The 19,739-nt window shown below is 64.7% G+C and carries 15 protein-coding genes and 1 tRNA gene; 12 read left to right on the top strand and 4 right to left on the bottom strand.

All coding sequences use genetic code 11. The features are described from left to right. The first annotated feature begins 17 nt into the window (after nt 1–17). A tRNA-Met gene (locus tag CFB24_RS19435) sits at nt 18–94 on the top strand. A gap of 111 nt (nt 95–205) precedes the next feature. Here CFB24_RS19435 and CFB24_RS19430 read toward each other — a convergent pair. Next, nucleotides 206–1,189, bottom strand: a complete 984-nt coding sequence (locus tag CFB24_RS19430; protein ID WP_088522295.1) for an aldo/keto reductase — start codon at nt 1,187–1,189, stop codon at nt 206–208. Nucleotides 1,190–1,383: 194 nt separating this feature from the next. Between CFB24_RS19430 and CFB24_RS19425 the strand changes: the two genes are divergently transcribed. Beyond that, entirely contained in the window at nt 1,384–2,283 is a 900-nt protein-coding gene (locus tag CFB24_RS19425) for a LysR family transcriptional regulator (protein ID WP_088522294.1), read from the top strand. A gap of 706 nt (nt 2,284–2,989) precedes the next feature. Then, entirely contained in the window at nt 2,990–5,155 is a 2,166-nt protein-coding gene (locus CFB24_RS19420) for an HWE histidine kinase domain-containing protein (RefSeq protein WP_158255320.1), read from the top strand. 116 nt (nt 5,156–5,271) lie between these two features. Here the strand turns inward: CFB24_RS19420 and CFB24_RS19415 are convergent, their stop codons facing one another. Then, nucleotides 5,272–7,797: a cation-translocating P-type ATPase gene (locus CFB24_RS19415; RefSeq protein ID WP_088522292.1), complete on the bottom strand. Its 2,526-nt coding sequence runs from the start codon at nt 7,795–7,797 to the stop codon at nt 5,272–5,274. A 584-nt stretch (nt 7,798–8,381) separates the two neighbouring features. Here CFB24_RS19415 and CFB24_RS19410 point away from each other — a divergent pair. From CFB24_RS19410 to CFB24_RS19390, 5 genes are all read left to right on the top strand, one after another. Next, nucleotides 8,382–8,693 carry a DUF1476 domain-containing protein gene (locus CFB24_RS19410; RefSeq protein ID WP_088522300.1) on the top strand — a complete coding sequence of 104 codons (312 nt, stop codon included), beginning with the start codon at nt 8,382–8,384 and terminating at the stop codon, nt 8,691–8,693. A gap of 123 nt (nt 8,694–8,816) precedes the next feature. Next, complete coding sequence (locus CFB24_RS19405; RefSeq protein WP_088522291.1) at nt 8,817–9,272, top strand: tellurite resistance TerB family protein; 456 nt, start codon at nt 8,817–8,819, stop codon at nt 9,270–9,272. Nucleotides 9,273–9,361: 89 nt separating this feature from the next. Further along, the gene (locus tag CFB24_RS19400; RefSeq protein ID WP_338064199.1) at nt 9,362–10,051 is read left to right on the top strand and encodes a TerC family protein; all 690 of its coding nucleotides are present in this window, start codon (nt 9,362–9,364) and stop codon (nt 10,049–10,051) included. Between the two features lie 149 nt (nt 10,052–10,200). Next, nucleotides 10,201–11,148: a hypothetical protein gene (locus tag CFB24_RS19395; RefSeq protein WP_244593306.1), complete on the top strand. Its 948-nt coding sequence runs from the start codon at nt 10,201–10,203 to the stop codon at nt 11,146–11,148. A gap of 257 nt (nt 11,149–11,405) precedes the next feature. Next, nucleotides 11,406–12,149 (top strand): TonB family protein, encoded by a 744-nt coding sequence (locus tag CFB24_RS19390; RefSeq protein WP_141098514.1) that lies wholly within the window; start codon nt 11,406–11,408, stop codon nt 12,147–12,149. A 345-nt stretch (nt 12,150–12,494) separates the two neighbouring features. Here CFB24_RS19390 and CFB24_RS19385 read toward each other — a convergent pair whose 3' ends face one another. Further along, nucleotides 12,495–13,478 carry a lipid kinase gene (locus CFB24_RS19385; RefSeq protein WP_088522288.1) on the bottom strand — a complete coding sequence of 328 codons (984 nt, stop codon included), beginning with the start codon at nt 13,476–13,478 and terminating at the stop codon, nt 12,495–12,497. 148 nt (nt 13,479–13,626) lie between these two features. On the opposite strand from CFB24_RS19385, the gene CFB24_RS19380 reads away from it, so the two are divergent. From CFB24_RS19380 to CFB24_RS19365, 4 genes are all read left to right on the top strand, one after another. Then, entirely contained in the window at nt 13,627–14,634 is a 1,008-nt protein-coding gene (locus CFB24_RS19380; RefSeq protein ID WP_088522287.1) for a TerC/Alx family metal homeostasis membrane protein, read from the top strand. 17 nt (nt 14,635–14,651) lie between these two features. Next, nucleotides 14,652–15,332: an exopolysaccharide biosynthesis protein gene (locus tag CFB24_RS19375; RefSeq protein ID WP_158255319.1), complete on the top strand. Its 681-nt coding sequence runs from the start codon at nt 14,652–14,654 to the stop codon at nt 15,330–15,332. Between the two features lie 168 nt (nt 15,333–15,500). Continuing rightward, nucleotides 15,501–15,974 (top strand): Cys-tRNA(Pro) deacylase, encoded by a 474-nt coding sequence (gene ybaK / locus CFB24_RS19370; protein ID WP_088522285.1) that lies wholly within the window; start codon nt 15,501–15,503, stop codon nt 15,972–15,974. Nucleotides 15,975–16,443: 469 nt separating this feature from the next. Beyond that, nucleotides 16,444–17,214: a Tim44 domain-containing protein gene (locus tag CFB24_RS19365; RefSeq protein ID WP_338064198.1), complete on the top strand. Its 771-nt coding sequence runs from the start codon at nt 16,444–16,446 to the stop codon at nt 17,212–17,214. A gap of 157 nt (nt 17,215–17,371) precedes the next feature. On the opposite strand, the gene CFB24_RS19360 is transcribed toward CFB24_RS19365, so the two are convergent. Then, nucleotides 17,372–19,546 carry a TonB-dependent receptor gene (locus CFB24_RS19360; protein ID WP_088522284.1) on the bottom strand — a complete coding sequence of 725 codons (2,175 nt, stop codon included), beginning with the start codon at nt 19,544–19,546 and terminating at the stop codon, nt 17,372–17,374. Nucleotides 19,547–19,739: the final 193 nt, after the last annotated feature.

Raw genomic sequence — 19,739 nt, 5'->3', positions numbered from 1 at the left:
TCAGCACTCAAATATAACGCGGGGTGGAGCAGCCCGGTAGCTCGTCAGGCTCATAACCTGAAGGTCACAGGTTCAAATCCTGTCCCCGCAACCAAAATTACTGAAGAAGCCCCGCCACAAAACGACGGGGCTTCTTCGCGTCCCCATCCCCCAAACGCGCTCCCCAACGCTACGCGAATGCTTCGGTCGGTTTCCTCCTCGCCGCTCAGCGGTTCACGAGGTTTTGGTGCGAGGCGGGATAGCGGTCGCCCACCACCTTGACGCTGGTGAGGGCCTGGGCGATGACCTCAATTTCGTCATCAGTCAGTTCGACAGTCGCCGCGCCGATGTTCTCTTCCAGCCGATGCAACTTGGTTGTGCCGGGAATAGGAACGATCCACGGTTTTTGCGCCAGCAGCCACGCCAAGGCGATCTGCGCCGGCGTAGCGCCCTTGCGCAAGGCGAACTGCTTGACCAGATCGACCAGCGCCTGGTTGGCCCGGAGCGCCTCCGGCGAAAAACGCGGCACGATGGCGCGGAAATCGCCGTCGCCAAACTTGGCGGTCGCTTCGAGCTTTCCGGTCAAAAATCCCTTTCCGAGCGGGGCGAAGGGCACAAAGCCGATTCCCAGTTCTTCGAGCAGCGGCAGGATTTCAACCTCCGGCTCGCGCCACCACATGGAATATTCGCTCTGGAGCGCCGTCACGGACTGCACGGCGTGCGCCCGCCGTATGGCGTCGACGCCCGCTTCCGACATGCCAAAATGCCTGACTTTGCCGGCTTCGATCAGCCCCTTCACGGCGCCGGCGACGTCTGCCACAGGCACGCCGGGATCGACGCGGTGCTGATAAAACAGGTCGATCCGGTCGGTGCGCAGCCGCCGCAACGCTTCGTCGCAGACCTGGCGGATGCGCTCGGGTCGGCTGTCGAGTCCCCTGGTCGGGACGCCGTCCTTGAATCCGAACTTGGTGGCGATCACCACCTGATCGCGCACCGGTTCGAGCGCCTCGCCCAAAACTTCCTCGTTGAGGTTCGGCCCGTAGGCCTCGGCGGTGTCGAAGAACGTCACCCCGCGCTCGAAGGCGGCGCGGATCAACGCGATCGCCTCCTTTCGATCGGTCGCGGGGCCGTATCCAAAACTCAGGCCCATGCAGCCGAGGCCGAGGGCCGAGACTTCCAGGCCGCTGCTTCCGAGTTTGCGCTTCTGCATCTGTTTTCTCCCGCTCAAGGTCAGGCGCCGTATTGCTCGTCGCTGACGTGCTCCGTCCAGTCGACAGCCTTGATGTCCATGTCCTGTTTCCTTGGGCCGCTGGATGCGGCCAACCCATCGACAACAAGAAAATTAGCAGATGACCACAACTGCGATTAGGCGCTAAAATCTGCACGTAGTTATGAGGATCGCTCATGAATGCGTCCGGCAACGTCAACGACCTCATAGCCTTTTTCGCCGTCGCGCGCGAACGCAGTTTTACACGCGCCGCCGCGAAGCTCGGGGTGTCGCAGTCGGCCTTGAGCCATACGATCCGCGGCCTCGAAGAGCGTCTTGGCATGCGTCTCCTGACCCGCACGACCCGAAGCGTCGCGCCGACCGAGGCTGGCGCGCGCCTGCTGACAAATGTCGGCCCCAAGTTTGACGAAATCGACGCCGAATTGATGGCTCTGAGCGAGCTGCGCGACAAGCCGGCAGGCAATATCCGCATCACCGCCGGTGAACATGCCGCCGAGACGATCCTTTGGCCGGCCCTGCGAGAGTTCTTGCCTGATTATCCGGACATTAACGTCGAAACCGTCGTCGATTACGGCTTTACCGATATCGTCGCCGAGCGTTTTGACGCCGGCGTCCGACTGGGGGAGCAGGTCGCCAAAGACATGATTGCCGTCCGCGTTGGGCCGGACATGCGAATGGCGGTGGTCGGCGCCCCGGCTTACTTCGCCGACAGGAAGCGGCCCCGAACGCCACAGGATTTGACCGACCATTCCTGCATAAAATTGCGCCTGCCGACCTATGGCGGCATCTACGCGTGGGAGTTTGAAAAGGGAGGTCGCGAACTCAAGGTGCGAGTCGAAGGCCAACTCGTTTTCAACACCGGCCCCCTGATCCTTGGAGCCGCGCTATCGGGCGCGGGGCTGGCGTATCTGCCGGAGGACCGTGTGCAGCGCCATATCGAAGAAGGCCGGCTCGTTCGCGTTCTCGCGGATTGGTGCGCGCCTTTCGCGGGATATCACCTCTACTATCCGAGCCGGCGCCAGCCGACGCCAGCGTTCGCGTTGCTCGTCGACGCGCTACGCTACCGCGCCAAATAGTACGTCTGGTGGTGGCCGCCGACGCGACGCTGACGGCTCACCCGGAAAGGGCGCATCCGCGTTCGTCCCCCATCGAACGCGGGCGTCACGCCGCCCCGACTGCTAGCCTGCGGCGGCGGGGTGCTTGAGAAGCGCTCCGCCTGATGAAGAAGAGAAATCTCGAAATACTTCCAGGACCGCACGGCGCAGCTTATGATTACTGAATGAAACTTGACTCTCCGCAAATTCGGTCCACTCTGGGACATTAGGTGTCGACCGGGTTAATGCCGCCGCCAGGCCGGTCGATGCAAGGCGCGGGATCCCTCGGCGGCGTTCACGCCAGCACTGTCGCGCGCGCCAGGCGCGGAGCTTGCCGCTCAACCAACCGCCAGACCACTTCTATGATAAAACTTTTCAAGGATGCGAGCTGGGACGTGCATCTGCGGCTTGAAAAAAAGCTGGCGGTCAAGAACAGGTTTTCAGACCTGGGTTCTTGCCGAGATCGCTTAGCCCGACTGTGGGGCTTTCATGCTGCCGCGGAGGACCTGACCGCCGCCAATGGGGCGAGCCGCCTCGCGTGGCGCGGCTCCAGGGTTCAACCGATGCGGCGGCGATTTGGCGCAGCGGTTGATGCTCAATGTGCAAGGCCTGAGGCGCAGGCCAAGGCGGCCGCCGCTGGGCGCGCAACATTTCTCGCCCTCGAAGAATGGCTATGTGGAGCCCGCACATGACTCTGCGATCTGTCGATCTCGGAGAGGCCGAGCTCACCAGTTGCGATCGCGAACCGATCCAGTCTCCCGGCGCAATCCAGCCACATGGCGTCATGCTTGTGATCAATCGAGCAGATTTGGCGATCAAGCATTTTGCCGGCGACACGCAATTCCTGCTCGGCGTCGAGCGTCACCGCATGGCGCAGCTCACGTTGTTTAGCCTGTTCATGGATCGGGACTTGCTGCCGATCCTGGAGCGCCTGAGGGTTCGGGCCAATCTCGTTGCGCCGAGCATCGTTCTTGGTCTGAATACCCGAGCCGGGTCTCTGCCGCTCGACGCCACCCTTCACGCCATTGGCGACGTCGCCATCATCGAGCTTGAACCTTCGAGACGCAGCACGCTGGCCTATGGCGACGCCCTTGCTGAGGCCAAGAACATGATTGCGGCGTTGCATCGGTCCAGCGAACTCGAAGCATTCTGCAAGATTGCGGCTGCGGAAGTGCGCGGCGCGACAGGCTTCGACCGGGTCATGGTTTACCAGTTTCTCCATGACGGCAGCGGCAAGGTCTTGACCGAAGACAAGGCCGAGGGAGTCGAGGCCTTTGTCGGGCTACACTATCCAGCATCCGATATTCCGCGCCAGGCGCGCGCTTTATACAAGCGCAACTGGCTGCGAATGATCCCCAATGTCAATTACGCCCCGGCGCCGCTGGAGCCTCCGCTCCCCAGCAGCTCCGCGCTCGACATGAGCGATTGCGTATTGCGCAGCGTTTCGCCGATTCATCTTCAATATTTGCGCAACATGGGGGTCGCCGCCTCCATGTCCATTTCGATCGTGATCGGCGATGAACTCTGGGGTCTCATCGCTTGTCATCATTACACGGAGCGCTATATCGCCGCCGATCTGCGGATCGCTTGCGAGATGTTCGGGCAGATTTTCTCGCTCCAGCTTGAATCGAAGATCGACGCCGTCGCCTCCAAGAGCCGGGCGGCGGCGCGACGCGTTCAACAAGGGCTGATCTCTCGTCTTGTTCAAACCGGGGATGTCGTCGCGGACCTCATCCACGACAGCCCGAGCCTTTTCGATCTCGTCCACGCCGATGGCGTCGCCGTACTTGTCGGCGACGTGTTGCGGACGGCGGGCGGAGTTCCGCCGGATGATTTTATCAGACAGCTGGCTATTTGGCTCAAAGAGAGCGAGCAGCCGATGTTGGCGACGTTCGAGCTTGGCGCAGCTTATCCGGCGGCCAAGCGGCATGCCAAACAGGCAAGTGGCTTGTTGGCCTTGTCGATCTCGCGGCAGAGTGGCGATTACGTGTTCTGGTTCCGGCAGGAAGCGGTCCAACTGGTCACCTGGGCGGGAAATCCTGGCAAAACAGCAATCGCGCCGCCTGGAGAGAGCCTGACGCCAAGGGCGTCGTTCGACGCCTGGAAAGAGGAGAGACGCGGGCAATCCCGGCCCTGGGAGCCGGTCGAAATCGAGGCGGCCCAGGCGTTCCGCGTATGGTTGCTGGAGACGGTGCTGCATCAGCTCGAACTCGCAAACAAGGAACGCGAGGCGACGCTGGCGCATCAATCCATGTTGATGTGCGAGCTGGACCATCGCGTCAAGAACGCTCTGGCGAAAATCCAGGCGCTCATTCAGCAGACCAAGATCGGCGCCGGCTCTGTCGATGAATTCGCCTTGGCGCTGGAGTCGCGCATTCGCGCCCTGGCGCATGCCCATAATTTGATGGCCGCGACGCACTGGCAGGGCGCCAATCTAGGCGAATTGATCGAAGGAGAGATTGCGCCGTACCGAACCGCGAGCAATGTGACCGTGCGCGGGGACGACGTGACGCTGACGCCGCAGGCGGCCTCGTCCCTGACCCTCGTGATCCACGAATTGAGCACAAACGCCGCCAAATATGGCGCGCTTTCGACGCCTGAGGGCCGGCTCGCCATCGAGTGGCGCCGCGACGCCCTCAGCGGCGCGCTGATCCTGAACTGGACCGAGCGCGGCGGTCCGCGGGTCTCGCCTCCAAGTCGGGCCGGTTTTGGCTCCGTGGTCATCAAGCGAAGTTTGGCGCATGAGTTGACGGGCTCGGCCACTTTGAGCTTTGAACCCGAAGGCGTCGTCTGCGTCCTCTCGCTTCCGGCGCAATGCGTATTGGAGAAAGCAAGCAAGACAGATCGTGCGTGATCGCGCGCGGCGACCTGCTCCACATGGCCGATTTTACGCGCGGGAAAGTGCATCGCAAACGCGACTGGGCGCCGCAACAAGCGCGGCGAAAACGACCAGAACTGCTCTTTGTTCGTTTATTGAGCTTTTCGCGTCGCCGTCCGCATGAGGACCGCCTTGAGGCTCTCCAGCGCCACCAGCGTCACCAGCCCGACGCCGAGGGAAAGTGAAAGGTCGTCCGCGTGCAGCGGGCCAAAACGGAACAGATCACGCAAGCCGGGCCATAACAGCGATCCGGCCAGCGTCGCCGCCACCGCCGGAAGCGTAATCGCCAGGGCGCGATTGGGCCGAAGCACCGCCTTGAACAGCGAGGCGCGGGTCGAGCGGTTCACCAGGATCAGCGCGACAATGGCGATGACCAGCGAGAAAAACACCAGGGCGCGCACTTCATCCACGGGCATGCCGCGCCCGAGCGCCACGATGTAGATCGCGCCCACAAGAACCAGAGCGAACGCGCCCTGGAACAGCCCCCAAACAATCATCGGCACGGAAAACAGCGGCTCCGCCGGGTCGCGCGGCGGCCGCCGCATCAGGCCGTCCTCCTCGGTCTCCGCCTCGAACACCAGGGAGCAGACGGGGTCGATCACCATTTCGAGAAAGGCGATATGCACCGGGCCAAACAGGATGGGCGCGCCCAGCAGCAACGGCGCCAGAGCCAGCCCGGCGATGGGGACGTGGACGGCGAAGATGAAGCTCATCGCCTTCCGCAAATTGTCGTAGATGCGCCGTCCCAGCCGAACCGTTTTGACGATGGAGCCGAAGTCGTCGTCGAGCAGCACGATGGACGAGGCCTCGCGCGCCACATCCGTGCCGCGCCCGCCCATGGCGACGCCGATATGCGCGGCTTTCAGCGAGAGGGCGTCGTTGACGCCGTCGCCGGTCATGGCCACGACCTCGCCATTCGCCTTCATCGCCTCGACGATGCGCAGCTTCTGGTCGGGCATGATCCGCGCGAACACCGAGGTTTTTCGCACGCGCGCGGCGAGGTCTTCGGCGGACAGGCCCTCGATCTCGCGGCCGGTGAGGAAACCGTCGCTCAGAATGCCCGCCTGGCGCGCGATGGCGAGCGCCGTCGCGGGATAGTCGCCGGTGATCATCACCACGCGTATGCCCGCGCTGCGGCACTCGGCGACGGCGGCCGGAACGTCGTCGCGGATCGGGTCGGCGAGCCCGACAAGGCCAAGGAACGTGAATGCGAAATCCGCTTGCGCTTCGGGAAAGGCCGCGTCTGCGAAGTCGGCGCGCGCGACGCCGAGGACGCGCAGGCCCGACGCCGCCATCTCTTCGACCGACGCCGCCAATTTTGCGCGATCGGCCGGGCAGAGGCGGCACAAGGCGGCGATGTCCTCGGGCGCGCCCTTGGCCGCCACCATCCGCGCGGCCGGCGCTTCGGCCAGCGCCCAGACTTGGGTGACGGCGAGACAATCCGGGCGCAGCGGATAGACGCGGACGATTTCGCCGGACGGCGGCGAAGCGCCGGTTTGCAGCGCCAGCGCATGAAAAGCCTTTTCCATGGGGTCGAACGGTTCGCGCGCGCTGGCCAGCACGCCAATCGTCAGGATTTTGGCGGCGGGCGGCGGCAGGGTCGGGGCGTCTGGCCCCACGACGAACTTTTCGCCGCCGGGGCCGCGCAGTTCCGCGATGGCCATGCGGTTTTGCGTCAGCGTCCCCGTCTTGTCCGTGCACAGCACGGTCGCCGCGCCCAGCGCCTCAATCGCCGTGGCGCGGCGGGTCAGCACCCGCGCCTGCGAAATGCGCCAGGCGCCCATGGCCATGAACACGGTCAGCACCACCGGAAATTCCTCCGGCAGCATGGACATGCCGATGGCGACGCCCGCCAGCAGCGCGTCGAGCGCGCCGCCCCGCAACGTCCAGTACAGCGCAACCACCGCCAGGCTGACCATACCGCCGAAGGCGGCGGCGATCATCACGAGGCGCCGGGTTTGTTGCTGCAAACGCGGCGCTTCCGTCTCCAGCCCGCCGAGCGACTTGCCGATCTTGCCGATTTCGCTGCGGACGCCGGTGGCGGCGACCTCGGCGAGGCCGCCGCCGCGCACGATCAGGGCGCCTGAATAAACCATGGGCTGGTCATCGCCGCCGGGCCGGTGAGCTTCGGCCGGCGCGGCGTCGGAGGCCCGCTTGCGCACCGGCGCGGACTCCCCCGTCAGCAGGGATTCGTCGGCCTGAAGATCTTGCGCCTCGACCAGATGCGCATCGGCGGGAACGCGGTCGCCTTCGGCCAGCACGATCACGTCGCCGCGCACGACCTCGCGGCCGGGAATGCGGCGGCGTTCGCCGTCGCGGATCACCAGCGCGCGCGGGCTGGTCAGGTCGCGCAGAGCCTCCAGGACGCGTTCGGTGCGCGCCTCCTGCACCACGGAGATCACGACCGACAGGCCGGCGAACACCAGCAGGATCAACGCTTCTTTCGTGTCGCCGAGGGCGAGATAGAGCGCGCCGCCGCCGATCAGCAGGGCGAGCATGGGTTCGCGCAGCACCTCCAGCGCGATGCGCGGGAGCGTGCGACGATCGGGCTGGGGCAGCTCATTAGGCCCCTCGGCCGCGAGCCGCGCGGCGGCCTCGGCAGACGTTAAACCCGCCATGATCCCGCTCCCGCGTCTTGCAAGGGAAATCCTCCGCGAATCCCCAGCGGCGACCATAGCCGCCAAAGCTGTCATTTGTCTGTCGCGGGCGCCCTGGCGTCCGCGGCCCTCGACGGAAGTGTCGAGATCGATCTCGTCGCCGGAGCCGACGCTCGCGCCGGCGACGCCGTCGATTTCGGCGCCTCTTGAACCGCGCGGCCAAAGCTTTTATATAGTGCGCAACAAAGATGAATCCGGGCCCCTCTGGCGAGGACCCCGACGTATGTCGGGCAACCTCGCGATGTCGGATCGCCGATCCCGCGCCGTTGCGCTGGGGGCGGTGGTTTGTGTCGGGTTCTGATCTGCGATGACCTTCCGACACGAACATCCGCCTTCCTCCCCGCACACGGCGCCCGCAAAGGAACCGTGATGTCGGAGACGCATAGAACCGTATGGCGTTCGCAGGTCTGGCGCGCCTTCTGCGCGGACGACCGCCCAAATCAGCGTGAAAATAACACGTTCGACGCAACCGCTGCGCAGGATGCGCGGAGGGCGCGCGCCATGGGATTCATGCCGCCGGCCGATTGCAGACCCAGGAGTTGAAGATGAACAGTCTCAGTGACCGCGCCAAAGCGCACGAAGCCGAGTTCAAGCACAGGGAGGAAATGGAATTCCGCGTGACCGCGCGCCGCAACCGCCTGTTCGGCCTCTGGGCCGCCAGCGTGCAGGGCCTCTCGGGCGAAGCGGCGGACTCTTACGCGTTGCTGGTTATCGCCGCGGATTTTCAGGCGCCGGGCGATGAAGACGTCATCGCCAAAGTGCGCGCCGATCTCGCCGGCAAGGCTTCGGACGCGGAGGTGCGGGCGGAGCTCGACCGCGCCGCCGCCGAGGCGCGCCGTCAACTGGCGGCGTCCTGAGGGGACGTTTCGGGGCGGGTCGGTTCGCCCCTGTGGCGGCCGCCGCGTCCGCTTTGGACGGCGCAGAACCCGCGCTGTCCGGATCGGGCGCGCCGGACAACTCAACCAAGGAAAAAGACCAAGATGGATTGGATCAAGAATTTGAAGGACGCCGCCTCGACGGCGCGCCAAACCCTGCTCGAAGAGGTCGGCAAGTTCAAGAATCAGAGCTTTCTTGAAGCGACCGTCGCCGCCTGCGCCCTGGTCGCCGCCGCCGACGGTGCGATTTCCAGCGAGGAAAAGAAGAAAATGGTCGCCTACCTCCAGGCGTCCGAAGAACTCAAGGTGTTCAAGCTCGAAGAGGTGATCGCCTTCTTCAACCAGATCACCGCGAAGTTCGATTTCGACGCCGACATCGGCAAGATCGAAGCGATGAAGATCATCGGCCGCCTGAAAGGCAACGACGGCGCCGCCCGCACCATGGTGCGGGTCTGCTGTGTGATCGGCGCGTCCGACGGCGATTTCGACGCCAAGGAACAGGCGGTCGTGCGCGCGATCTGCGCCGAACTCGGCGTCGCCCCCGGCGATTTCGGGCTGTGAATTGACAGCGCGGCGGCGGCCGCGCTCCGCCGCCGCGCTCCCGCTAAACGGATATGCCGGACACCATGGACTATTTCAGCGCCCCATACTTGATCCCTTTGCTTGAAATCATCTGGATCGACATCCTTTTGTCCGGCGACAACGCCGTGGTCATCGCCATGGCGTGCCGCTCGCTGCCGGCCAATCGCCAGAAACTCGGCATTGGGCTGGGCGCCGCGACGGCGGTCGTCCTGCGCATTATTTTTGCGACGGTCATCACCTGGCTGCTCGCCATTCCGTATCTGCGCATCGCCGGCGGCGCGCTGCTGCTGTGGATCGCGATAAAACTGGTCAAGTCCGACGAGAATGAAGCGCATAGCCTCACGGCGCACGAAAGCCTGTTTGGCGCGGTGCGCACCATCGCCCTCGCCGATCTGGTCATGAGCCTCGACAATGTCGTGGCCATCGCCGGGGCCGCCAAGGGGCATGTCTCCCTGTTCGCGATCGGGTTGCTGATTTCCATTCCTTTCGTCGTCGGCGGCGCCTCGCTGATCGCCACGCTGCTTCAGCGTTTTCCGCTGCTCATCTGGTTCGGCGGGGCGTTGCTCGGGTGGATTTCCGGGGAGATGATCGTGGGCGATCCCCTGATCGCCAGCCTCGCGCACGATTTCAGCGCGGCGCATGGCTATGGCGAGGCGATCCATTATGCCGCCGCCCTCGCCGGGGCGCTGGTCGTCGTCGCCGTCGGTTATCTGCTCTCAAAACGAAGAAAAACCGAGAAGTCAGAAGGGATCGCCTAGAACCAACGGGTCGAGGTCGTTCATTGTCGCTCGGCCGCCAATTTCTCGCTTACCGGATGAATGCAATGGTTTTTTCACCTCCTTGCGAACTGCGGGCCGGTCGCGGATCACAATCCTTCTCAAGCCGGAGCGTCGCCGTCCGGATCGCCATGACGGCTGCGGCGTTTATGGTCGGCCCTGCGCCGGCGCAGTCCGAGGACGTTCCGTCCTGGCTCGCCTCCAAACCGGTTTCGAAAAACCGGGCGCAGTCAGGGACGCCCAAAACTGGGACCAACGCCGACATGCGGGCCGGCGCTGGCGACGATCGCATCGACACCGAGCACATTTTCGGCTTCTCGATGGGCTCCGACATCGGCGAAAAGGGCGAGATTGAGTTCGAGATGGAGAATGTCGGCGGCGTCGGCAAGCGCTCCGGCTCCTATTTCGCGTTCACGTCGCTCAATCTCCTCAAATACACGGTGACTGACAATTTCCGCATCGCGCCGGGCGTGGCCTGGGGCGCCAACTCCATCCGAAATGTGCCGGGTTACGACTCCCGCAGCCAGGGCGCGCTCAAGGGCGCCGTGGTTGAGGTGCGCTACAAGCTGCTCGACCGCGACGCCATGCCGTTTGGCCTGACGCTGCACGCCCAGCCCGGCTGGGACAGGGTCGATGAGACGACCGCGCTTCGGGTCGAAGGCTATGGCGGCGAATTCGCGCTGCTGGCGGACAAGGAGATCATCAAGGATCGGCTGTGGACGGCCGTCAACCTCTGGTACGGTCTCGCCGCGTCCAAGGACGCTGGCGGCGGCGACGCATGGTCGCGCGGCTCCGACCTCGAGCTTCACGGCGCAGTGTCGACGCGGGTGAGCCGCACGCTCGTGATGGGCGGCGAAATGCGTTACCTGCGCGCCTATGACGGCATGGGGCTGAACACGTTCCGGGGCGAGGCGCTTTTTCTCGGGCCGACCTTCTCGTGGACCGTGGCCAGGAATGTCGGGCTTTCCGGAACGGTCAATTTCCAGGTGGCCGGCAAAGCAGCCGGCGCCGCGCATTCGCTGGATCTCGACAATTACGAGCGCGTCCAGGGCATGTTGCGTTTCAACATGCATTTCTGATTTATTTTCGGCGCAGGCTATTCGTCGCTCAACGGCGACGACGATCCGCCGGGAAGCGGGACCCCGCCGCCTTGCGCTTGTTTCTGCCTTGATCCATGCAAGACTTAGTCATGCCTTTTGCAGCGAGTCGCAGTGAACGTCTTTTTGAGGGGCCAAAGTCCGTAGGACCGGCCCCCAGGCTCCGCTTCGCCTTCATTTTGGCCATCTGCTTTCTTTTGCATGCGGTCCCGATCTGGCTTTTCATCAAGGTCGAAAGATTGCCGGACCCGACGCAGGGAGAACAGGAAATCCCCGTCGAGATCGTCGTCGAGCCGCCCCCCGACAAGCAGGAGCCGCCTCCGCCCCCGAACGAGAAGCCTCTCGACGAGAAGATCGCCACCGATGCGCCGCGCCCGGCCGACGAGGATAAGGTCGAGAAGGACGCTCACGACGCCGCCTCGCATTCGCCGCAGACGACGCCGAACGCTCAGCCGGTTGCGCCCCCGCCCGCCGATGCGATCGCCTCGAAGCCGGACTCGTCGGCGGCGGGGCGGCCCATCGACCATGATCCCGATGGGGAGCCGGTTCAGGCGACGCCGTCGGTCGAGCCGCAGGAGCGGCAGGAGCCGCCGCGGCCCGCGCCTCCATCGAGGGCGCCGCAGAAGCCGGCGCAAGACGCGATGTCGGCTTTCGCCGCGCTGCCCGACTACAGCATCGCCGCCGTCTCCAAAAAGGCGCCCGTCGCGACGGGCAAGGCGGCGCCGACTTATCTTTCCATCGTTTATGGCCTGGTGATGTCGCGCATCCGTTACCCCGAAGGCGCGGCCGGTCACGGGCCGAATATGGGAGAGATCGTGTTCGCCGTCGATGCTGCCGGTCGGCTTGTCGGGCAGCGCATAGTGAAATCGAGCGGATCGCCCGAACTGGATCTGGCCGCCATGGCGGCCATCCGCGCGGGCTCGCCGTTTCCACCGCCGCCGACGGGAGCCGGGATCAGCCTGAATCTGCGTTATCGCAGATAAGGGGCCGGCCGCAGTTCCCGGTGAAGTCACGCGTCCGGACGACGGCTCCGCCAACCTTCGCGCTGATTGAGACGTATTCGCCAGATTTTCGCCTGGGGGCGTAATCCGCTCGATCGTCCTTTTATGCGAGAGCTGACGGCGCCACAACCGGCGCCGTTTGCAAGTGCATCTTTTTCATTTGGCCTGCACGGCGCTTCCATCATCGTCACGACCGGCGACGCAACTATTGGCTTGCGGGCATAGCTGCTCGCTTCCGCCGAGAGCAAATTCCCGAACAGCGAGGGGCGCGGAGGCGCAGGCCGCAGTCGGGCTTGCAGGAACGGCTGAACGGTTCAATTCAGACTTTCACCTCACGCCCGACCATTCGTTGGCATGATCAAATTGGCGTTCGCGTCTTGACCGTCCCGCATGTGAAGCGGCTTCTTCCGCGTCAACGGGGGTGAAAACTTTCAAGGCTTCGCGCCGGATCAGAAAGGTCGCGGGCGTGCGCGCGATGATTTCGCCGTCGGCGTTGATCGCGCGGCGCCGTCGCGTGCGAATCTCGACTTTTTGCGCGCGACGCACCCGCACTTCGCGCCACAATCCATGCCGCCCGACCAGAAAATCCTTGGCGATCGCCAGGAGCTTCCATGGATGGGCGAATTCGAGCGAATAGAGATCGAGACAGCCATCGTCGATTTGCGCGCTATGCTCCACGGCGAGGCCTCCGCCATAGAAACGGCCGTTGCCCACGGCGATCTGCAAGCTTTTCACACGCATGATCTCGCCATCGGCGGCGATCACGGCGCGAAAGGGACGGGCTCCGAACAGCACGCGCGCGCAGGCGATCCAGTAGCCGAACCGCCCGAACTTCCGCTTCGTTTCGCGGTCGAGCCGCCGCGCCAAGTCCACGCTCAGGCCGAGACTGGCGACGTTGAAATAGAGCCGCCCGTTGACCTCGCCGAGATCGATCGCGCGCAGACCGCCCTGCGCGATCACGCGCGCGGCCGCCTTGGGCTCAACGGGAATCCCCAGCGTGCGCGCGAGATCGTTGGCCGTCCCGGCTGGAATGAGGCCAAACGGCAGCCCGGCGGCCACCGCGCCCGGCGCCGCCGCATTCGCCGTGCCGTCGCCGCCGACAGCCACGACGCCCGCCGCGCCGGGCGCGTGGCGCGCGATCCATGGCCCGACCTCGTCACGCGAGCCGGCGCTCAACACCTGGCAGTCGAAGCCGGCCGAACGAAGTTCGGTCAGCGCGGCTTCGGCGCGCGCAGCGCCGGCGCGGCTGTGGCCGTTGATCACGACAAGCAGGCGCAACCCTTCACCCGCCACAAAATTTTCTGTCTTCATGCATCAACAACGCGGCGCCGCGCGTTTGTCTCCCGAGTCGGGCGGCAAATCTTCAGCCCGGCGGTTCCTGTCCGGGCCCCTCTGGCGGAAGACGTCGGCTCTTCCGCGATGTCGGACTGCTCATCGCAGCGCCGACATGCGATCGCCCATGGACCTTTCCCTGTTCCCGAACCTTGCCGTCCTCTCCACGGACTTCATCGGCGCGCCCGTCTGGATGTGGCTGGCGTTTCTTACCCTTGTCAGCCTGCTGATGGCGTTGGACCTCGGCGTGCTCCATCGCAGGAGCCGCGAGATCGGCGTGGGCGAAAGCCTCGCCTTGTCGGCGTTTTATATTGGCCTCGCCCTGGCTTTCGGCCTGTTCGTCTGGCGCAGTTTCGGAGCCGAGGCCGCCGCGGCTTATCTGACCGCCTTCGCCGTCGAGAAGGCGTTGGCGATGGACAACGTGTTCGTCATCGCCATGATTTTCTCCGCCTTGGCCACGCCGCTCGCCTTGCAGCACCGGGTCCTGTTCTGGGGCGTCGTTGGCGTGATCGCGCTGCGCGCTCTGCTGATCGGAGCCGGGGCGGCGTTGATCGCGCAAGCGAGCTGGGTTCTGCTGGTTTTCGCGGCGGTTCTGATTCTCACCGGCCTCAAGATGCTGTTCGCGGGAGAGAGTTCGAAGGAGCGGAAGGCGCATGCGGCGGCGGCGTTCCTGCGTCGCCGCATGAATGTCACGCCCGGTTATGAAGGCGGGCGCTTCCTGGTGAAGCGCGCCGACGCAACCGGTCGTCTCCGCTGGTTTGCGACGCCGCTTCTGCTCGCGCTCGTTTTGATCGAGACCGCCGACGTGGTCTTCGCCGTGGATTCAGTGCCGGCGATCTTCGCCATCACGACCGATCCGTTCATCGTGTACACATCGAACATCTTCGCTATTCTCGGCTTGCGGGCGCTTTATTTCGCGCTGGCCGCGATGATCGCGCGCTTCGCTTATCTCAAATATGCGCTGGCGGCGGTGCTGATCTTCATCGGCGGCAAAATCTTCGTCGCCGACCTGTTCGAGCTGACGAAGATTCCGCCGCTGCTTTCGCTCGGCGTCACGCTGAGCCTGCTGACCTTGGGCGTTCTCGTCTCGCTGTGGCGCACGCGCCGCGACAGCGCCCCTGAGGCCGGCGGATGATTGAGGCGCCGCTGGACTTGCAAACACAAACCGAGGATCGGCGGGGAGACAGCGAGGCTTCGCGCGTCAAGATTTCGCGCTTTTCTTGGCGCCGCCAGCCGGTTGCGCGCGCTCTGCTCGACACGGCGCGACTGCTGGCGCGGGAGCAGCCGACCTTCGGCGCGCTGCTGGACCGGCTGGGGTCGCGGGGACTGGGCCTGATCCTGATGCTGATGACGCTTCCCGCGCTCATCCCCGTTCCCGGGCCGTTCGGCATGGTGTTCGGATCGATCCTTGCGTTGTTGACCGCGCAGCTGGCGGGCGGCGCGCGGCGGTTTTGGCTGCCGCGCCGCCTGCGCGACCGGCCGGCCCCTGCCGCGGCGATGCGGACGGCGTTGAAGCGCGCATTGCCCTGGGCGGCGCGGTTAGGCCCCGGCTTGCGGCAAGGCCGGCTCGCCTGGCTGACCGGAGCGCGCGCCCGCAGGGTTTGCGCGGCGCCCATGTTCGTGATGGCCGTGATCATCGCCTTGCCAATCCCGCTCGGCAATGTTGCGCCTTGCGCCGCCATGCTGGTGTCGGCGGCTGCGCTGATCGCCCGCGACGGTCTGGCGTTGATGGTCGGGATGGGCCTTTCCGCCTTGGCTGCGGCCTGGACGGCCCTTTTGCTGTTCGCGGGAGCTGAAATCGCATTCAAGGTCTGGGCGTGGTTGCCGCACTGACGTTTGTGGCGTCGCGTGAGCCGTATCGGCGATCTCTTAAAGCGGTTGGCGCTGGCGCGCAGAGCGCCGGTTCGGCTAAAGCTGCTGTGAAATTTGCGATAGGATGTCATCGCCCCTCCCCGCTCTGCGTGGTTTCCGCGCAAGAAAACGGAACAGGACGAGTTCGCCATGTCCCAGGAAACGCCCGCGACCCGTTACCTCAAATCCCTCGGCGTCGCCTTTTCGCTGCACAGTTATGATTATGATCCGGCCGCCGAGCGCATCGGACTCCAGGCCGCCGAGGCGCTGGCCGAGCCGCCGAGCCGTGTGCTGAAGACGCTCATCGTGAAGATCGACGGCAAGGCCGCTTGCCTTGTCCTTCCGTCCGAAAGAGAGGCCAGCATGAAGAAGGTCGCGGCGGCGTTGGGCGGCAAGAGCGCCGCGATGATGCCGATTCCCGACGCCGAGCGACTGACCGGCTATAAAGTCGGAGGCATCAGCCCCTTCGGCCAAAGGCGCAAATTGCCGACCATTGTCGAGGCCACCGTGACGTCGGAGGACTATGTCTATGTCAACGGCGGCCAGCGGGGTCTCCAGCTCAAGCTCGCGCCGACCGTGGTCGTGCAGGCGACCGGAGCGTTGGCGGCTGCGATCGTCGCCTGATCGGATGAGCGGATTCGCCTTGGCGCTCCGTTCGAGAACGCCCAACCGATCGCGATCGGTCCGCCGTGTCGCGCGGGCTTGGTGCGCTGGAGCGCGCCGGCTGTCGTCCCGGTTGAGGGCGGCCAGAACGCCGCCGGCGCAACTCCCAGACGTTTTTCATCGCTGCGGCGCATCAATCGTCATAACCGGAGGACCGGATCCGGCCGGCGCCTTTGCACTTTGACCAACGATAAACAATATTAGGCATGCGGGCGGCGACACGCTCGTGCAACCTCAGGACAAAACCATGGCCGTGCGCCAAAAAACACTGATTTTCACTCTGGCCGCCCTTGTCGCCTTTGGCTGTTCCGCCGACGCTTTCGCTAAAGCGGGGTCGAACGGCTCCGCTGGCAGTCGCGGGACGCGCACTTATAGCGCTCCGCCCCCAACCGAGACGGCGCCTCGCTCGGCCGCTCCGATCGAACGTTCGATGACGTCCCCCTCCCCCGGGATGACGCAGAATGCTGCGGGATCGACGGGCATGAACTCCGGCGGCTTCATGTCCGGCGGTTTTGGGCGCGGCCTGCTGGGCGGCCTCGTCGGCGCCGGGCTGATCGGCATGCTGTTCGGAAGCGGTTTCGGCGGCGGGCTTGGCGGACTCTCGTCCATTCTGGGCCTCGTGCTTCAGATCGGGCTTCTCTTCCTGCTGTTTAAATTCGTCATGGGCTTCCTGCGCAGGCGCCAGCCGGCGCATCAAGGCGCCGCATATGATAGCGGCGCCGCGCAAGGCCCGCGGCCCGGTTTTGGCGGCTTCGGAGGCGTCGGCGGCGGGACTGCGAAACCTGTGAAGCTCGAGATCGGTCCTGCGGATTTCAATGTGTTCGAACAGCGCCTTGGCCTCATCCAAAAAGCCTATGGCGCTGAGGACATGGCCGCTTTGCGCGCTCTGGCGACGCCTGAAATGGCCTCATATTTCGCGGCGGAAATCGAAGAGGCCGCAAAAAAAGGGCAGGTCAACAAAATCTCCGACGTGACCCTTCTGCAGGGCGATCTTTCGGAAGCCTGGCGCGAGCCCGAAAGCGATTATGCGAGCGTCGCGATGCGTTTCTCGCTGATCGACACGATGGTCGATCGCGCCACCGGCAAGGTCGTCTCGGGCGATCCCGTGACGCCGCAGGTTTCGACCGAAGTCTGGACGTTCGCGCGCCGTCCGGGCGGGGCGGCCACGGATTGGAAACTGTCCGCCATTCAACAAGCCTGACCTTTTGCAGGGCCGCGAATCTCGCGGCCCTTTTATCATCGAAGGCCATGCCTCCCCGATCTTCCGCAAGGCGCGTCACGCCGGGGAAGGCCGACGTCAGCGCGGTCTTCCCGCCGCCGCGATGATCGACCACTTTGGAGTTTGCGCCTGGCGCCCGTCAAAGCTTTTGCGACACGCCGATGAAGAAGCCGCGCCTTGGGCCGTATTGCGGGGCGAACACGCCGATGCCGCTGCCGTCGCGGATCACATAGACGGAGTCGAACGCGTTGACGATGTCGAACCGCAGCGTGGTCGGCTTGAGGTCGCCGCCCCAGGCGAATTCATGCGACAGCCCGAAATTCACCTGCGCATAGGCCGGCACATGGGCGAGATTGGCGAAGCCCGAGCGCATGCCGCTGCCGTAGATCAGGTCGGCGGACAAGCGGGTTCCCCGCCACAGGTAGGACGCGCCCGCCGATCCCGTCAGGGTCTGGGCGTGATCGGTCGGAATGTCGTGGCTGGCGATATAGGCCAGTTCATCCGGGTCGAACAGATATTGGTTGGAGACGACTTTCGACGCCACCTGCCGCGCCCAGGCCAGATTGGCGTAGGCGTGGAAATCGCCGGCCTCGTAAGCGACCTTGAACTCAAGTCCTTCGTTCACGGCGCGGTCGTAATTGAACGCGGTCAACACCAACGCCTGGCCGAACTGGCCGTCGTCGAGCAGATCGTGCGCCTCCTTGTAATAGGCGTCGACGCCCATGGTCAGTCCGTCGAGAATTTTCTGATCCCAGCCGATGTCGAACACGCTGGAGCGTTCGGGCAAAACCGCGCCGGAGAGGGCGACGGCGGGCGCGGCGGTCGTGCCGGCGAACAGCGCGAGATTCGAGGGCGCGGCCAGCGCCTGCGACGGCGGCGTGAAATAGCGGGCGAAGCCGGCGTGGAATCGGGTGCCCTCGAACGGTTCGTATGTCAGGTTCAGTCTCGGGCTGACCTGGTTGGCGTTGACGTATTGATAAATCTGATCGAAGCGCAGGCCGGCGTCCAAAGTCAGGCGCTCGCTGATTTTCCATTGGTCCTGGACGTAGCCGCCCCATTGCCAGCCGAACTTGCGGCCGCCGTCGAGGGAGAGGGCGACGGGAAATCCGGCGATGGCGCCGGAATCGTCGGTCGGAAAGGCCGTCAAGGCGTTGCTGACGCGCGTGTCCTCGCCGCTGCCGAACACGCCGGCGCGCACAACATGGCGGTCCCCGACCTTCCAGGCGGAATCGGCCTGCACGCCATTGAGGAAACTGGTGCGCTCGACCCGGGAGGCGAGGCCGTTGTAAAGCAGGTCGCCGAGCGTGTCGGGCGCGAAGGCGAGACGGCTGTAGCGGGAGAAATACGCCAGCTGAACATCCGCGCCGCCAAAGGACTTTTGCCAGGACAGCACGTTGAACAGATTGCTTTCGTATTGCTTTTCCTTAAGTTGCGCTGAATTGGCCGGCGCGTTCGCCGGCAGGAAGGCGCTCGCGCCGGCGAACGCATCCTGGTTGGGATTGGCGGGGATTTGATAGGCGCTGGCCGAGGTTCCCGTGATCAGGCTGAGCCGGCCGCCGTCCTCAAGCCGCGACGAGACATAGCCGAAAAATTTGCCCTGATCGGCGCGGTCGTGCAGCGCGGTGACGCCGGGCGTCGGATTTTCCAGGCCGAGGTCGCTCTGGAGCCAGCGGCCGGCGAAAAAATATTCGGTCTGGCCGAGGGTTCCGCCATATTCGACGCTCCGCGTGAAATCGCCATGACTGCCGCCATAAAGGCTGACGGCGCCGCCATCGGCGAAAGCGCCGCGTTTGCTGGCGATGTCGACCACGCCGGCGGTGCGCAAGCCATATTGCGCCGGCAGCGCGCCGGTGAGCAGCGCGATATTGCCGATAAAGCCGGTTTCGAGCATGGAGCCGAAACCGGCCACGCCCTCCGGCAGCATCACCCCATTGACGCGATATTGCACATTGCCATGTTCGTTGCGGACGTGGAGCTGGCCGCTGGCGACGGAATCCAGCGACACGCCCGGCGCCTGCAGCAGGATTTTCTCCACGGCGGAATTGGCGCCCTGCGGCGCCCGCGCGATGGCGTCGGCGCCGATATCGAAGGCGTTGGCGCCGCCGCGCGGCAGAATGCGGGCCTGGGTCGCCGCCGGGTCGGACGCCGCCGCCGCCGCGCCATGATCGGCGGGCGCGCCGGCGTCGGATTGCGCGGCGGGCGCGCGAGAAGCCGCCACGTCGATGTCAGGCAGCGCGACGGGATCGGCCCGCGTCGCGCCGGCGCCAATCGAGAGGAACGCGCCGCCGAGAAGAGAAAATAGGTTTGATCGCACCGAAGCCCCGCAGGATCCATCCGCCCATGATTGGGCATGTTATGTTATAACATAACAACGTGCGGCGCCGCCTTGTCAATGGCGGTCGACGCGGGGCGTCCGTCCACCAGGGAGCCACGCGCAAAACAGTCTTGTGAAAAGGCGTCGGCAAGCCCATTGGTGGCTTATTGATGGATATTTCACTATAAATTGC

This window comes from Rhodoblastus acidophilus (assembly GCF_900187365.1).
Lineage (GTDB): Bacteria > Pseudomonadota > Alphaproteobacteria > Rhizobiales > Beijerinckiaceae > Rhodoblastus > Rhodoblastus acidophilus.
Note: the sequence above shows the minus strand (reverse complement) of the source record. Positions and strands in the feature narration are given on the sequence as shown.

What these genes read in the sequence shown, in the direction of transcription:
- CFB24_RS19385 (WP_088522288.1), bottom strand. Translation starts at nt 13,478, where the DNA reads ATGAAGACAGAAAATTTTGTGGCGGGTGAAGGGTTGCGCCTGCTTGTC.
- CFB24_RS19420 (WP_158255320.1), top strand. Translation starts at nt 2,990, where the DNA reads ATGACTCTGCGATCTGTCGATCTCGGAGAGGCCGAGCTCACCAGTTGC.
- CFB24_RS19415 (WP_088522292.1), bottom strand. Translation starts at nt 7,797, where the DNA reads ATGGCGGGTTTAACGTCTGCCGAGGCCGCCGCGCGGCTCGCGGCCGAG.
- CFB24_RS19410 (WP_088522300.1), top strand. Translation starts at nt 8,382, where the DNA reads ATGAACAGTCTCAGTGACCGCGCCAAAGCGCACGAAGCCGAGTTCAAG.
- CFB24_RS19365 (WP_338064198.1), top strand. Translation starts at nt 16,444, where the DNA reads ATGACGTCCCCCTCCCCCGGGATGACGCAGAATGCTGCGGGATCGACG.
- CFB24_RS19425 (WP_088522294.1), top strand. Translation starts at nt 1,384, where the DNA reads ATGAATGCGTCCGGCAACGTCAACGACCTCATAGCCTTTTTCGCCGTC.
- CFB24_RS19395 (WP_244593306.1), top strand. Translation starts at nt 10,201, where the DNA reads ATGACGGCTGCGGCGTTTATGGTCGGCCCTGCGCCGGCGCAGTCCGAG.
- CFB24_RS19405 (WP_088522291.1), top strand. Translation starts at nt 8,817, where the DNA reads ATGGATTGGATCAAGAATTTGAAGGACGCCGCCTCGACGGCGCGCCAA.
- CFB24_RS19430 (WP_088522295.1), bottom strand. Translation starts at nt 1,189, where the DNA reads ATGCAGAAGCGCAAACTCGGAAGCAGCGGCCTGGAAGTCTCGGCCCTC.
- ybaK (WP_088522285.1), top strand. Translation starts at nt 15,501, where the DNA reads ATGTCCCAGGAAACGCCCGCGACCCGTTACCTCAAATCCCTCGGCGTC.
- CFB24_RS19380 (WP_088522287.1), top strand. Translation starts at nt 13,627, where the DNA reads ATGGACCTTTCCCTGTTCCCGAACCTTGCCGTCCTCTCCACGGACTTC.